Source organism: Prosthecochloris sp., from assembly GCA_015482705.2.
Classification (GTDB): domain Bacteria; phylum Bacteroidota; class Chlorobiia; order Chlorobiales; family Chlorobiaceae; genus Prosthecochloris.
Genome location: JADMLA020000040.1, coordinates 153,810 through 168,794, shown reverse-complemented (window position 1 = coordinate 168,794; position 14,985 = coordinate 153,810). Strand labels below are relative to the sequence as shown.

15 protein-coding genes and 1 riboswitch are annotated in these 14,985 nt (G+C 48.0%); of the genes, 6 read left to right on the top strand and 9 right to left on the bottom strand.

What is annotated here, in order from left to right; genetic code table 11:
* Positions 1-101: 101 nt before the first annotated feature.
* Positions 102-275, bottom strand: a riboswitch (cobalamin riboswitch).
* Positions 276-357: 82 nt separating this feature from the next.
* The 3 genes from QZ209_RS10825 to QZ209_RS10815 form a co-directional block, all read right to left on the bottom strand.
* Positions 358-2,052 carry a L,D-transpeptidase family protein gene (locus QZ209_RS10825; RefSeq protein ID WP_294347788.1) on the bottom strand — a complete coding sequence of 565 codons (1,695 nt, stop codon included), beginning with the start codon at positions 2,050-2,052 and terminating at the stop codon, positions 358-360.
* Positions 2,053-2,228: 176 nt separating this feature from the next.
* Entirely contained in the window at positions 2,229-2,933 is a 705-nt protein-coding gene (locus QZ209_RS10820) for a murein L,D-transpeptidase catalytic domain family protein (RefSeq protein ID WP_294347786.1), read from the bottom strand.
* Positions 2,934-3,251: 318 nt separating this feature from the next.
* Positions 3,252-3,968, bottom strand: coding sequence for an SIMPL domain-containing protein (locus tag QZ209_RS10815; RefSeq protein WP_294347784.1), 717 nt, complete (start codon positions 3,966-3,968; stop codon positions 3,252-3,254).
* Between the two features lie 115 nt (positions 3,969-4,083).
* Here QZ209_RS10815 and QZ209_RS10810 point away from each other — a divergent pair, with 115 nt between their 5' ends.
* Positions 4,084-4,980 (top strand): DUF4412 domain-containing protein, encoded by an 897-nt coding sequence (locus tag QZ209_RS10810; protein WP_294347781.1) that lies wholly within the window; start codon positions 4,084-4,086, stop codon positions 4,978-4,980.
* A 104-nt stretch (positions 4,981-5,084) separates the two neighbouring features.
* Here the strand turns inward: QZ209_RS10810 and QZ209_RS10805 are convergent, their stop codons facing one another.
* Positions 5,085-5,762 carry a hypothetical protein gene (locus tag QZ209_RS10805; RefSeq protein ID WP_294347779.1) on the bottom strand — a complete coding sequence of 226 codons (678 nt, stop codon included), beginning with the start codon at positions 5,760-5,762 and terminating at the stop codon, positions 5,085-5,087.
* A 179-nt stretch (positions 5,763-5,941) separates the two neighbouring features.
* On the opposite strand from QZ209_RS10805, the gene QZ209_RS10800 reads away from it, so the two are divergent.
* Positions 5,942-6,430, top strand: a complete 489-nt coding sequence (locus tag QZ209_RS10800) for a rhodanese-like domain-containing protein (protein WP_294347777.1) — start codon at positions 5,942-5,944, stop codon at positions 6,428-6,430.
* 77 nt (positions 6,431-6,507) lie between these two features.
* Here the strand turns inward: QZ209_RS10800 and QZ209_RS10795 are convergent, their stop codons facing one another.
* Positions 6,508-7,185: a YukJ family protein gene (locus tag QZ209_RS10795; RefSeq protein WP_294347775.1), complete on the bottom strand. Its 678-nt coding sequence runs from the start codon at positions 7,183-7,185 to the stop codon at positions 6,508-6,510.
* Positions 7,186-7,486: 301 nt separating this feature from the next.
* Between QZ209_RS10795 and tkt the strand changes: the two genes are divergently transcribed.
* Complete coding sequence (tkt, locus tag QZ209_RS10790) at positions 7,487-9,493, top strand: transketolase (protein WP_294347772.1); 2,007 nt, start codon at positions 7,487-7,489, stop codon at positions 9,491-9,493.
* Positions 9,494-9,515: 22 nt separating this feature from the next.
* Complete coding sequence (pgl, locus tag QZ209_RS10785) at positions 9,516-10,310, top strand: 6-phosphogluconolactonase (RefSeq protein WP_294347771.1); 795 nt, start codon at positions 9,516-9,518, stop codon at positions 10,308-10,310.
* A gap of 34 nt (positions 10,311-10,344) precedes the next feature.
* Here the strand turns inward: pgl and QZ209_RS10780 are convergent, their stop codons facing one another.
* Positions 10,345-11,538, bottom strand: a complete 1,194-nt coding sequence (locus tag QZ209_RS10780) for an FAD-dependent oxidoreductase (protein WP_294347769.1) — start codon at positions 11,536-11,538, stop codon at positions 10,345-10,347.
* A 43-nt stretch (positions 11,539-11,581) separates the two neighbouring features.
* Positions 11,582-12,139 carry a gamma carbonic anhydrase family protein gene (locus QZ209_RS10775; protein WP_294347767.1) on the bottom strand — a complete coding sequence of 186 codons (558 nt, stop codon included), beginning with the start codon at positions 12,137-12,139 and terminating at the stop codon, positions 11,582-11,584.
* Between QZ209_RS10775 and QZ209_RS10770 the strand changes: the two genes are divergently transcribed.
* Complete coding sequence (locus QZ209_RS10770) at positions 12,138-12,290, top strand: hypothetical protein (RefSeq protein ID WP_294347765.1); 153 nt, start codon at positions 12,138-12,140, stop codon at positions 12,288-12,290. The two genes, QZ209_RS10775 and QZ209_RS10770, sit on opposite strands and share 2 nt — an antisense overlap.
* Before the next feature lie 11 nt (positions 12,291-12,301).
* Here QZ209_RS10770 and QZ209_RS10765 read toward each other — a convergent pair whose 3' ends face one another.
* Both QZ209_RS10765 and QZ209_RS10760 read right to left on the bottom strand, forming a co-directional pair.
* Positions 12,302-13,081, bottom strand: a complete 780-nt coding sequence (locus QZ209_RS10765) for a PhzF family phenazine biosynthesis protein (RefSeq protein ID WP_366515768.1) — start codon at positions 13,079-13,081, stop codon at positions 12,302-12,304.
* A 74-nt stretch (positions 13,082-13,155) separates the two neighbouring features.
* Positions 13,156-13,926 (bottom strand): glucose 1-dehydrogenase, encoded by a 771-nt coding sequence (locus QZ209_RS10760; protein ID WP_294347762.1) that lies wholly within the window; start codon positions 13,924-13,926, stop codon positions 13,156-13,158.
* Positions 13,927-14,249: 323 nt separating this feature from the next.
* On the opposite strand from QZ209_RS10760, the gene lptB reads away from it, so the two are divergent.
* Positions 14,250-14,984, top strand: coding sequence for an LPS export ABC transporter ATP-binding protein (lptB, locus tag QZ209_RS10755; RefSeq protein ID WP_294348042.1), 735 nt, complete (start codon positions 14,250-14,252; stop codon positions 14,982-14,984).
* Position 14,985: the final 1 nt, after the last annotated feature.

The window sequence follows — 14,985 nt, the reverse complement described above, 5'->3', positions numbered from 1 at the left end:
ACGAAACCTCGAAATGAAGACGATTCAAAGTACGATCAGCTACGACGTTGTACGCCGCCGAACCGCAACTTTTCAGCATACCTGTCTAATCGCGAGACATTCGTGCTCCGTGCGATCAGGGCGTCTCCTGGCTTCTGACCCTTTAGTGTAGCAACCTTCCTGCCATGTGGGGGATACAGTGGCTCCTACAGGTATTTTGTCAGTTACAGTGGCGCGTCCGCGACGGATTTTCACCGTCTTCCGTTTCCTGATACGCCTTATTGAACAGTATAAAGTAACCGGCAGGAGTGAAGAAAACAACAGATTGGATACAAATATCCGAAAAAACCTTTTTCCTGTACGCCAGTGGAAAAACCCCTAAAACGTACAGCTTTCAACCGTTTTATAGGGATACGGCTCGTTTAGAGCACTGAAAACCGCTTCATCACGATTGTATACATCGTCCCTGAACAGCACTTCGTCATTCTCTACCAAAGCGGTCAGGTACACCATGAAAATCGGAACTGTCTGAGGAAGATGAACCGTCCTGGTCTTACCGGTAGCGATAACGTTCTCGACATCGTCTTCACGCCATCCAAGCAGAATCTGTGCAAGTTCGAGTGGGTTTTGAAGACGAATACAACCGTGGCTGAACGCTCGTGTACTTCTATCGAAAAGATGCTTACTTGGCGTATCATGGAGATAGACCAGATGCTTGTTCGGAAACATGAATTTGACACGACCGAGAGCGTTTCTCGTACCAGGCGGCTGACGCAGCCGATATGGCAGCGAACCGGCACTGTATGAAGACCAGTTGATCGAAGCCGGATTCACCACACGGCCGTTACGGTCGATAACCTGCAGCCCGTTTCTTGCCAGATATCCTGTATTGTTCTTGATTGCAGGCAGTGCTTCTTTTCTCAAAATACCCGGCGGAACATTCCATGACGGATTAAAAATAATATACTGCATATCCGCCTTGAATACAGGGGTTTTCCAGTAGGGTTCACCCACAATGACTCTGGACCCCCACCGGTAATTCCAGTTTTCAACATACTGGACGGTAAACCCGGCAACATTGACCAGGAGAAACGTAGGTTCCAGTTTCTGAATGAACCATCGATAACGATCAAGATTGAGGCGGATCTGGTCAATCCTTCGAGAAACAGGAACATTGAGAGCCCGCAGCGTCTTGGGACCGACCGCCCCGTCGACATCGAGTCCAAGTCGCGCCTGAAAACGTTTTACGGCATCCATCAGCTCACTGCTGTACAAAAGCGCAGTTGATGCATATGAGGTATCGACGAGCGCCAGTTCCTCGATTTCACCGGTTATTTCAAGACGCCGCCTCAACGCCGGCATTCTGTCATCATACTGGCCGGGCTCCTTGATGGTAGGGCCGACCGGAATGCTCATCCAACCACCGTCGGCAGCAATCTGCCGGTACCTGGCAAGTCCTTCTTTCAGACTTGTATACTTCGGATGACGTGGACGAAACGTCGAGATAACTGCGCCAAGGGAGTCGCCCGCAAGAGCGTCCCCAAGACTGCCGACTAACCCGTTTCCATTTTCACCTTTGGAGAGATTCCAGTTGGAATCGATCTTCTCGGGATCAACCTTGCCGTGAAGTAGATGATAAGACATTTTGAACATGGCATCGGTAAGCAGCAACTCATACCTGGCCTTTAAAAAAGGTGAAGACGGGGCATCGTCATAAAATTCCTGTATTCCGTCAATATGGTAATCCTTGGGAGAAAGGCCGTCGGCTTCTACCGATTTGATCGCTTCAAGCAGTTCGGTAACCTGTGAGCGCTCAACCCAGACAGGGCTGAAGTCGTTCGATCTGTAGAAATCCGCCAATAGTGCGTTGAACGCGACTTTTTCTCGTCCGATTTGAAGAGCGACGTCTTCCTCGAGCTGCTCGATGTGACAGCGAATATTCTCCCTTACATCACTGCTTCCGCCTGAACTTGACCGAACGTGTTTAGTCGCAGAAACATCGTTTTTTTGCGGAGAAGCCTCCGCTGAACCGCTGGGACTGATTGCCAGAAGCAATACCAGTATAACGACCATAATAAAACAGGTTATGACTTGAAAAACCCATACTCTCTGTATCGAAATACATCGATACAGCTCTTTGTCGGCAATGTTTTGAAGAAAACGCTTAATCGTACATCCAGAGTTCCATCCCTGTACCGCCGAAGAGTTTTCCCGTCGGTACAGGGTATAGTGCATTCGCCGGAAACATATTATGCTGGATTGTTAAGGGCAATGTCAGGATTGAGCAGGTTGGAGTGGCCAGCATAGCTTTTATTTCCATTATAGATAAAAAGACAGGACCCTCCTTTTATAAGATCGATCACTTGTCTGTACTCCGAAAAAGGCAGTGCAGGACATCCGAGACTTCTTCCAAGGCGACCGTGCTGCCTGATAAAATCAGTGGAAACATAGTCAGCACCATGAATAACGATATTGCGCATCAGTGCATTGTCATTGATACCCTGCTCGAGCCCTTTGAGTCTCAATGAATAACCATGTTTACCCTGATACGTCCTGTCGGTCACAAAAAAGCCGAGACTGCTTTTAAACGATCCCGGCACATTGGAAAACTTGACAGCCAGATTCTGACCGCTGTTTTTACCGTGCGCAACCAGCGAAGATGTCAAAAGACGGTTCCTGTCCATATCGATAACAAACAAACGCTTTTTAACGGAAGGCTGATTGTAATCGATGATAGTGAGTACCTTGTCGTTTTTCAACTGCCCCTTGCTTTTCAAGGAATAATACCCGACCATTGCCTTCTTGAGGACGGTATAATCGATGTTATTTCTTAGTTCAGGAGTTCGATAGAGAGTCTGGATAGTGGAGGAAAGTTCTTTTTGTGAAGGAACACAGCGCGCATTCAAAGGTGAAAAAACAAAAAACATTACAAGACAGATGAGTCTTATCGCCATATGATCTTCTCCTTTTCTTCGTTTCAATAGAGTAAGCACACAGAAAAAAGCAAACGCAGCCGCCATAACTATCTATGCCACGGCGAAAAGTTTTTGTACCTTTCTCGGTCATGGAACAAAAATATCCCTCATACCGAATCAGTTATTCTGTACTGCGAAGCCCACTCATTAATTTGCGCACAAAAGAGGTCGCGATATATTTCAGGTATGATACTGCACGATATAATGATATGCAGGAAATGTTAACAAAGAAGATACTTTTTTTTCTTTATTTCAAGAAACATTTTGTCCAAGAGGAACTTCTTGGCACTTTCAGGTTTATTTCCCGACAAGTGACCACCGGCAATGCACCGAGACATTGATATCCTGTTCACTTGGAAAAATTTCAGTTGGAACCGTTGAAGACAAGGCTTTTTCTGCCCTGCCTTGGGCCATTCCATGCAAAGGGTAGACAGGACTAAATTCATGCTGCATATCAAGGAGCTTTCCCAGAGACAGGCCAGATGCCATAGCCATAGTCTGCGCATCTTTTTTTGCGTTTTCTACTGCTTCAACCAGTGCTTCGCGCCGTTTTTCCTCATATTTCGAACTGGTGAACCGTATAACAGGAATCTCGTTGGCCCCTGCCCGTACTGATGCGTCAATCACACGGCCAACATCATCGAGATTCTCAACAATAACATGAAGCACATGCGTAGCAACATAGCCTTTAAAAACTCTTTTTTGGGTCGAATTATTCCATTCCCATTCTTGGCGAACCGAAAAAGACTTTGTTCTTGCATCGTTTGCACTGACGTTTATAGTTCTCAATGCCTGTTGAACAGTCTTGTACTTTTTTGCTGAAATTGCTACCGACTGTTCGGCAGTCCGTGCTTTATCGATCAACTGGATCCGAAGCTCCGCCATATCGGGTTTGACCGAAACAACCCCCTGAGCTGAAACTGTCACAGCAGAATCTGCAGCATAAAGAGGTAAAGCAAAAGCCGAAAACGCAAAAAAAAGGATTATTGAAGAGAAAAAAGACATCTTATTCATGATTTTTTCCGATTACACTTATTTCATTGATATGTATGATAGACCCAACTAAAGTAAATGCATTTTTGTAAATTACCTCTCTTCAATTTCAGGAATAATCAAATCTTTCGTCATCATGCGTAAACTAATCCTGCTTTTATTGATTGCTTTTTTTCAGCTTTCTTTTCTTTCAGCCTGCCAGCAGAAAGCAGAAGAAAAAGCACAGGAAGCTGTTTCATCCGGCAAACCAGCCGCACCCCTGACGGAAGGCTTGTTCAGAAAACAGTTCGAGGGTATTCTGCATATGCAGATTTCAGCTCCTGAAGGAGCTCAGAACGGTAAACTGTATATTTCGAAACACGGCACACGGTTTGAAATGGATCTGGCCGATCCGGCAACGGGTACCGTTATGCTTCATCTTGTAACCTTGACCCCCGCCGACAAGCCAAACCTGTTGTATACGCTCAATGAAAAGGAAAAAACCTACAGCGTCCTGGACATGAACGAGTTCAAGGATGAGTTCGATACGATGGTTGAAGAAACGGAAAAAGAAGACTACAAGGTCGAACAGCTTGGCACGGAAACCCTGCATGGCTACAAATGCAAGCATGTTCGCATCACCGACGATCACGGTGAAACCGAAATGTGGCTGACGAAAGACCTTATCAGCGCTGCCGATTTCGCCCGGTTGCAGCCGGGACGGAAAAAAGGATCGGCAGCATTTGACATCCGCTTGAAAAAAGCGGGTCTCGACGGTTTTCCGCTCAAAGTTCTGGACAAAGAATCCAACACAACCATGGAATTCGTCAAGATTGAGCGGAAAAATCTAGACAAATCATATTTTGAGGTTCCCGGTAGTTTTACCAAAAAAGAATCTGCCCTGCAGATGATGGTTCCCCAGATTTCCGGCAAGGATATGAAACAACTTGAACAAATGCAGGACATGATGAACGAGGAGAATATGAAAGAGATGGAAGAGATGATGAAAAGCATGCAGAAAAAGTTCGAGGGCATGCAGATGCCCGGCCAGTGATCCAGTCAAGAAGAAAAAAAAGAGGCTGTCTCGGAATCACAATCGAGACAGCCTCTTTTTTATTGTAATCACCATCATGATGAACCTGCCGGAACGCTGTTTCCTTACGTTGTCAATTCACCCGCCTCGTGCAAACCGACAATATCCCGGTACGCCACACAGATCGAACAAATGCTCAGAGGCATGGTCACCAGTATGCCGATCCCTAACGCCAGCATCCCGAGCAGGTTGACCACCAAAAGCACCAGAAAAAAAACAAACAGAGAAAACCAGTTTTTCGTCACGATCTGGCGGCTCGTCTCCATAGCCTGCCAAAACTCCATGCGGTAATCGATGATCAGCATGGATACGAACAGGTAACTCACCGCGAGGTAAATACCCGGCAACAGTACGAGAACAAAACCGATCCCGATAAGAATACCAGAAACAATACCTGCCAGCACAAGAGGCAGAAAATAGTTGAAACCTTTGAAAAAATCCCCGAACTGGACCTCCCTGCCCTTGAAAAGCATGAAAATAACAATGATAAATCCCGCAAACAGTGGAGAAGCAATGGCTGTTGTAGCAAGGGGACCTATGAAATCGAGCCTCGAAAACAATCCGAATACAACAAAAATAATCACACTGAAGGCAATGAACTCACCGGGGCGGGACTTGAAAACATCCCAACCCTCTTTAAGGTATTTCGAAGGGTCCACCTCGTATCCATCCTGTATCAATTTCTCGAACGTCTTCGGGTCGACTTTACGTCCGAAGTCGAACGGCTGTGCTCCTTGTTCCATAAAAACCTCCCTTGAGTTTTCACTGGTCGATATACAGTATCATAAACCACACAGTCAAGATACACAGGATTTTTCTTTTGCGGTGTTTCAGACCTGTAAACACCGCGGCACTTTCTTGAAATCATTGTTGTTTTCATAAACATAAAACAATAACCCATTTCGCAATAGCGGAACATATCATGTTTGGCAATACTATCGATAAGCAGGGTGCTCTCGATGTGACAGAAAGCATGATCGAGAAGAGTTATCCCGTTCCTCTGCTCTCGGCCGATGAACTCGCGAGAAGACTGAAAAACAAGGAAAAAATCATCCTTTTCGATACTCGTACAGCTGAGGAGTACGCAAAAAGCCATATAGACGGAGCTGTGCAATTACCGCCGGAAACCCCTTCGAGTGACTTCATCAGGGAATACGGCGCACTGATCAGGGAAAAAACGGTACTCTTCTACTGTTCTGTCGGCCAGAGAAGTTCCAACTACCTCAACCGGGTCTACAGAGCGTGCAAGGCTGAAGGAGCACAGGAATGTTACAACCTTCGAGGTGGCATATTTCGATGGTATAACCAGGGACATCCTGTCGTCAATGAAAATGGCGAAACAGACGACATCCATGGCTACAACCCTCTTTGGGGCATGATGATTGAAAAAAGGAATACAAGCCGGCAATAGGTGGTTCTCTGCCAGCAGTCACCACACCAAGCATCATGGTCATTCGGGAAAGAATGCATCCACCGCTGTACTCGACATCAATCGTCAGAATTCAGGTCCCCAAACAGCAAGGGTTTTCCCCGGTCATCGGTACGGCTTGCCTGAGTTTTGAACTTGCTGAGAAAGATCCTCACCGTTCCATCGCCCCTCACGCCGGCAACGGCACCATCCTGCCAGATACCGTTTTCCCTCGACCAGCGGCTTTGCGGAGGATCACCCTGGTTCTGATGTACGTTATGCACTCCTTTTCCTCGCCGAAACGGCTCTCCGAAAACCAAAAGCGTGACAGAACCCTCCAGTACCTGCATGAGGTCGTCGAAAGCGTCAAGACTTGTACCATGCTTCCAGGTTGAACACTCGCTACCGTCTTCCGCCGTTACATCGGTTTCACCGGATTTCTGACAGAAACCTCTCCGCTGCAGCTCTGGGCTTCTCAGATAGTCGAGCGCACCCGATCCCGGTTCCGATTTGAGAAAGTGCCAACCGCTTTCGAGAGAAACAAGCCCCAGCATATCACTTTTACCCAGTTCGACCATCCTCCAGTGAAGACCGTCGTGCTGATTTTTACTGTCAAGATCAATGGCGCAACGATACCCTCCGCTGTCTGTTCTCACACTGATATTACAATGATAATATTCGTTTTTGTTACGGCCATTGTCACACTCGTAGCGGTGAAGCTTCCCGATCAAAACACCGTAGCCGTCGATCAGCGACATGGATTAGTAGACATGAATTATTCTTTGAAAGATCTTACGGTCTCAAATTACTCATCCTCTGTTTACAAGACAACTCTGAGAGCGATTGTTTTCACGGAAGACAATGGAAAGAAAAAAAACTCATAATGCCCTGGTGCTCAGGATTAAATCCCCGTATATACTACATTATGTGAGTCAGGAATGAGCATTTTGAGTCCATCCTGCCAGTTAGTGAAAATCGAATCCGTCAAGACGGGGCCTGCACGGCATGAAACACAGCTGTGCATCCCTGACGACAACAATTCCTCTAAAGGAGCAATTCATGCATACTGATCCAATCGACGAGCTGGCTATCAATACCATACGCCTGTTAGCAGTTGACATGGTGGAAAAAGCACAGTCAGGACACCCGGGTATGCCCATGGGAGCGGCGCCCATGGCATATGTGCTTTGGACGAAACTCATGAAGCACAACCCTGACAACCCGGAATGGTTGAACCGTGACCGTTTCGTGCTTTCTGCAGGTCACGGCTCGGCCCTCCTCTACAGTCTGCTCCACCTGACCGGTTACGATCTTTCGATTGAAGACCTCAAAGAGTTTCGTCAATGGGGCAGTCAAACACCGGGTCACCCGGAGTACGGTCACACCCCGGGCGTTGAAACGACAACGGGCCCTCTCGGCCAGGGATTGTCAAACGCAGTCGGCATGGCGATAGCAGAACGATACTGTGCCGAAAGACTCAACAGGCCGGGAATGGATTTGATCGACTACAATACGTACGTCATATGCGGTGATGGCGACCTGATGGAAGGGATCACATCGGAAGCCGCTTCCATTGCCGGACACTTGAGACTTGGCAAGCTTATATGCCTCTATGACCACAATAGTATTTCCATTGAAGGCTCAACCGATCTGGCATTTACGGAAAGTGTTCATCAGAGATTTGAAGCATATGGTTGGCACGTAGAAAATATCGACGGTAACGATATAGAAGCTGTAGAAAATGCTGTTACAAAAGCGAAAGAGGTTTCGGTAAAACCCTCGATGATCATCGCTAAAACGAACATCGGGTTCGGTAGCCCCCACAAACAGGACAGCGCCGCTTCACACGGAGCACCTCTCGGCGAGGATGAAGCGGCAATAGTCAGAGAAAAATTCGGCTTTCCCGAAGGAAGCTCCTTCCATGTTCCTGAATCCGTAACTGCCCACCTGAGCAATATTGTCGAAAAAGGAACCACTGCTGAAAAACGATGGAACGACCTTTATAAGGTTTACAGCGAAAAACATCCGGACCTGGCAGCCGAGATGGACACCATGCTACAGAATACATTGCCTGATGGCTGGGAAAACCTCCTTCCGGAATTCAGCCCGGAAGAAAAACTGGCAACGCGAAAAGCATCCTCCAAAGTACTGCATGCAATCGTAGGAAAACTTCCGTTTCTGGTCGGCGGGTCCGCAGACCTCGCACCATCGACCGGAACCGAGGTCAAACACGCCACCGATTTCACATCAGGAAATTACGGTGGAGCAAATTTCCGTTTCGGTGTCAGGGAACATGCCATGGGAGCCATTATCAACGGCATGGCCCTCTCTCGAATGCTTATCCCCTATGGGGCGACCTTCCTGGTTTTCGCGGATTACATGAAACCGGCGCTACGACTCGCCGCTATCATGCAGGTTCCCTCCATTTTCATTTTCACTCATGACAGTATAGCGGTCGGTGAAGACGGCCCGACGCACCAGCCGATCGAACAACTTGTCATGCTACGCTCTATTCCGGGTCTTACCGTACTCCGGCCTGCCGATGCTCAGGAAACCAAAGCCGCGTGGCAAATCGCGCTGACACATAAAAAACCGACAGCCCTTGTTTTTTCGAGACAAACACTTCCCGTGATTGATCCGCAAACCCACCCTGTTGCTGAAGGAACACCGAAAGGAGGTTACGTCCTTTCGGAGTGGAGTACTCCTTCGACCGGAGGAAACCGGCCGGTCATTCTCGTTGCAACCGGTTCCGAAGTTCACCTCGCCCTTGAAGCTCAACGAGTCCTTCAGCAAGAAAAGGTACCGACAAGAGTTGTCTCTATGCCTTCAAGGGAGTTGTTCGAACTGCAACCGGAAACATACCGTAACGACGTGTTGCCTTCATCCATCCGCAGGAGAGTCGTCATCGAAGCCGCTTCACCCTTTGGATGGGATAAATATGCCACCGACGAAGGCATCATTCTCGGCATCGACCACTTCGGTGCATCGGCACCGGGAAGCACCGTTCTCAAAGAATATGGATTTACTGTCGAAAACGTTGTAGAAGCTGCAAAAAACCTGCAGTGAGCACCGTATAGACACCCATGTCATGCTGATTACAGGAACTGAAAAGAGCATCGTTTCAGAGGCCGCGGCATCTATAGCGAACCGCATTTTCAAATCTGTCGACGGCAAGGGCTTCTGCTCGCTTGTACTTTCGGGGGGAAATTCCCCCCGAAAACTGTACCGTCGGCTCGCAGAGGGAATTCCTCCTTCAATCATGCAAGAAATGGGTTTTTCTTTCCCCGGACACGCGGTGACCAAAACGCCCGATACCACCAGAGTCCAGCTCCCCTGGCACTCGATAATGCTATTTTGGGGTGACGAACGATGTGTACCGGAAAACCATCCCGACAGTAATTACAGAATGGTCCGTGAAACGCTGATAGCAAAAGTCGCTATACCGGAAAAGAATATTTTTCCGATGCCGCATGTCAGCGACAATTACGATACGGCAGCCATGCGCTACGAACAAGAGCTTAAAAGCTTTTTCGACAAACACAGCAAAAACTCTCGGAACACTTTTCCGGTTTTCGACATAGTCATCCTTGGAATGGGCCCCGATGGTCATACCGCATCACTCTTTCCGGGAGACTCAGACGCTCTGGAAGAATCGAACCGATGGGTTATTCCGGTCTACGCACCTCAAGGTTCTCCTCCCGGATATCGACTGAGCCTGACATTGCCGTCCATCAACAATGCACGCACAGTATTTTTTTTCGTCATGGGAGAAAACAAAAAAAACATGGTCAACGATATAAACGAAGGTTTGAGGCCGAACCTTCCTGCAGGAATGATCAATCCGAAAGGCGGCAAACCCGTATGGTTCTTCAGCCCAGAGTAAACCACCGCCACCTTCAGATATCCACAAGTGTGTATTAAAGCGTTTTTTTCAAACGTTTGCTCTCGTTGAGAGAACGGGATACACAGTCCTCTATAGCCATCCCCCCGAAATAATTACCGGTGAGCAGTAGGTTTTTCCCGGCGAGCAGGCTGTCCATTTTTTCCAGCCACTCACGATGCCCCAAACGTAGAGAAGGCACCGTGTTCAGGACCGTATGCTTGTGAATGATCTTGTCTTCACCGATGCCGAGAACATCGGTGATTCTACGCATTTTCGTTTCATCGCTCTCCCCCGGCCTGAAATGAAAGGCAAATCCCCTGTAGTTATCGTCAGAAACCGTATCCCGGGACACCGCCGAGAAGAAAATATCATTCGGTGAAATGATCGCAGCGACAGGTTTGATCGAGAGATCACTTTTTCTAAGAACGACCCCAACGGAATCAACCGATGCAGCCTTGAGCGAACCGAGATGTCTTGAAATATCGGGGTCGACCGTCTGAAGCAGATGCGAAGAGACTGCCGAAGGTGTTGCAAGAGCGAGAGCAGAAGCCGAATGAGTAACACCGGCTTTTGTCGTTATCGCATAACTGCCATCGATCACCTCTATGCCGGAGACTTCCTGATCGGTAAAAACATTGATTCCCTTGCTTTTTGCAATTGCTTTCGCGACAGACTGCAGCCCGTCCTTGAACGTGTAGTTCTTCAACACCTCTTTTCGCTTGGGTCTTGACTTGAACATCATGTCCGCAGGAAAATCATCGGTCGGCTGCGAAGGAACTGCATTGAAGAAATGGCTGAGAGTGTTCTTGTAATTGTCGATCCCAACGATTTTAGAATAATAGTCACGAACACTCAATCCGTCCTTTTTGAGAGAGAAAATATTTGGAATGCTTTTGAGAGCCTGGAAGATATTGAGCGCCGAAAAAACCGATTTGAGCTGGTTATCGACCAAAAGCGTAAAGGGAACCTTTTCACGGGGAATGATCGAATCGGTGAGATTACAGGCATCGACAATGTCCAGAAGGTTCTGGTATGAGTTATAACAGGTATGAGCTCCGAGTTCGAGCCAGAAATTCGCGTTATTGCCTGTGTAACGGTGAGAGTTGAACGAGCCCCCAGGACTGTCGTTTTTTTCCAGCAAGGTCGTTTTGAATCCTGCTTTCGCAGCGTAAAAGGCAAGGCTCAGCCCGCTGATGCCACCGCCGACAATAACCACATCACTTTTCATTATATCCCTGTTTGAAAGATGTTATCGGAATTTGTGATGCAATTTACTTAAATTCAACCACTTCACCATGGCCTTTCCCTTCATATCCCCCGTCGCGGTAGCTCTGTACATACCGGACATAATTCTCGGGTGATTCGTTGATCGTTTGACGTTCAGCATCGGTAATGGGCCGCACGACCTTTGCCGGAACACCAGCCACCAGCATACCTGAAGGCACTCTAAACCCCTGCTTGACAAGCGAACCAGCAGCGACAATCGAGTACGACTCGATGACACAATCATCGAGCAGTGCAGCCCCCATACCGATAAGCACATGATCGTTCACCGTACAGGCGTGGAGGACGGCACCGTGCCCTATGGTTACGTCACTTCCTATAGTGAGCGGTCCTGTATCATGCGTCACGTGCAACGTGGCATTGTCCTGAACACTTGTTTTTTCACCGATCCGTATCGGACAGACATCCCCGCGAACAACCGTGTTGAACCAGACGCTTGAATTCGCACCGATGGTTACATCGCCGATAACACGGGTGCCATCGGCAAGAAATACAGATTCATGAATATCCGGATATTTACCTTGATAGGGCAATAGTGTTACCATGCTTGAAATCAGTCTGAAAATTGAAAAAAGCGGCATCTCTTTTTCGAGTTACCGCAACAATTTTGCCACTCCAGTCGAAACAACCAAGAAAATTCACCTTTTCGAGAACAAACATCCAAAAGAAATCCGTAATACGTTCAACGAGTTATGAGCATCCTTTTTTCATATCGTTATCATTCCCGACAGATAGGTTACCGCCCGCCCTCCGATCGAGACTCTCGTACCGTTATCCACGCAAAACAACTCGCCTCCTCGCTTACTGAGCTGGAAAGCATGAAGGTTTTTCTTGCCAAGACGCTCTGCCCAATACGGTACAAGTGTACAGTGTGCCGAACCCGTCACAGCATCTTCTGCAATCCCGGCGCCAGGCGCAAAGAAGCGCGAAACGAAATCGGAGTTCTTCCCGGGTGCGGTCACAATCATCCCGAAACCTTCAAGCTTCGCTATGGCGTTCAGATCAGGATCGAGATTCCTTACAGTATCCTCATCATCAAAGACAACCAGCAAATCACGTGAGACAAGAACATCTTCAGGAGATATATCGAACATGGCGTCAAGCCCATCCGGGACTGTACATTTTTCAGGTTTTCGGGAGGGAAAATCGAGAAACAGCAGATCACCCTGTCGTTCCACCGATAAAGACCCGCTCTTACTCATGAATTCCAGGCGCTCTGAATCACCGCCGGTCCTGTTGAAAATGACATGCCCGCTGGCAATTGTTGCGTGACCGCAGAGGTCGATCTCCAATGCAGGTGAAAACCAGCGCAACTCATAATGGCTTGCCCGACGAACGAGAAATGCCGTTTCAGGAAGATTATTCTCGGCCGCCACGGCCTGAAGAAGCTCGTCTTGCAGCCACTCGTCGAGCAAGCAGACTCCCGCCGGATTGCCTGAAAAAACCTCGGCTGTGAATGCATCGACATGATAGAAAGGAACAGTCATCATAGTTTTTTATCAATACGTATGAAACCGGCAACATAATCCCACGGAAAGCCGATGTACAGGAAAGGCGACAATCATTGGGCCGTATAACCGCCGTCTATGACAAGTTCGCTGCCGGTAATGAATTTGGACTCTTCGGATGCGAGATAAAGCACGCCGTAAGCTATATCGGCAGGTTCCCCGACATGACCGATCGGATGCTTGCTGTCAAGGTGGGCCTTGAAAGCTACCGCTCCATCCGGAGAATCCTCGGCAAGTTGCTCGACAAGCGGTGTCCAGATAAAGCCCGGATGCACAGAATTGACCCTGATATTGTTTTTTGCGTATAGCAATGCATCATTTTTACTCATCAGCCGAACAGCGCCCTTGGATGCGTGATATGGTGGAAGATCAGCCGCACCGACAAGCCCGTAGATGGATGAAAGATTGATAATGCTACCTCTACCCACCCGCCTCATATATGGTACGACATGTTTCGTGCACAAAAAAACGCCTGTTACGTTTACGCTTATGACTTTTTCCCATTCCTCCCTGGCAACTTCGTGGGTAGGCCTGTTCACCCCGGCAATCCCCGCGTTGTTGACGAGCACATCCATAGCCCCGAACGCATCGGCAACACCGGCAAAAACATTCTCGACATCACTTTCGACGGAAGTATCGAGATGCCAGTATGTTGCAGTACCGCCGGACCGTTCGATCTCCTCCGTGACCCGTTGTCCCTCATCATCAGCTATGTCCGTTACAGCTACTTTCGCACCTTCTTCAGCCAGCAGCATGGAAATTGCCTTTCCTATCCCGAATGCTCCCCCTGTTACAACAGCGACTTTGTTATCCACTCTTTTCATGATATCACCCCTTGTCTTCGATTATATGATAGGTCACCTGTCACATCACTCATCATAGATGAAATACAGATTATCTTCGGCTTTACAAAACACACTTAACACAGCACCAGCCATAAACACATCACGAATGTAGAACGAAGTGAAGAAGCTGTATCGAATCTACCAGTTACAGCCGTCGAGAGGTAATCGAAAAAGAATGGCATACCACACGAACCCAAAGAAGTAAGACCTGCGAACATCCCAGGAATCTCTTATATTGATGAGCGGTCGGCATTCGACACACTTGACTGGAAAGCATAGCGAACATAATGGTAGGCAACGGTATGGTATCGACACTGAGCTGCAGCAAGCTGAAAAAGATCTACAACAAACGTGAAGTTGTCAGAAGCTCGACCCTGGAAGTGAAACAGGGTGAGATTGTCGGGTTACTGGGACCGAATGGTGCAGGGAAAACCACCACATTCTACATGATCGTCGGCCTCGTCAGACCGAATGCCGGAGATGTTTTTCTCGATGATCGCAATATCACCGATCTACCCATGTACAAACGGGCCCGTTTTGGTATCGGTTACCTTCCGCAGGAAGCTTCCGTATTTAGAAAGATGTCTGTCGAAGACAACATTCAGAGTGTTCTTGAATTTTCTTCTCTTTCAAAACCCGAGCAGAAAGCAAGAACCGAAGAGATGCTCGAAGACCTGAACATCAAGCACATACGCAAAAGCATGGGATACGCCCTTTCAGGTGGTGAGCGGCGCCGGACCGAGATAGCGCGGGCACTTGCTCTCGACCCGAAATTCATACTGCTCGACGAACCGTTTGCCGGTGTCGATCCGATTGCTGTCGAGGATATTCAGGAAATCGTCGAGGGACTCGTCAAGCGAAACATCGGAGTACTCATTACCGACCACAACGTGCATGAAACCCTTTCCATCACCAATCATGCTTATCTGTTGTTCGATGGAACGATATTCATAAAAGGAACCCCCGAAGAGATTGCAGCCAACCCTGAAGCAAGAAAGGTGTATCTCGGAGAAAAATTTTCGCTTGACCGTTATTGAG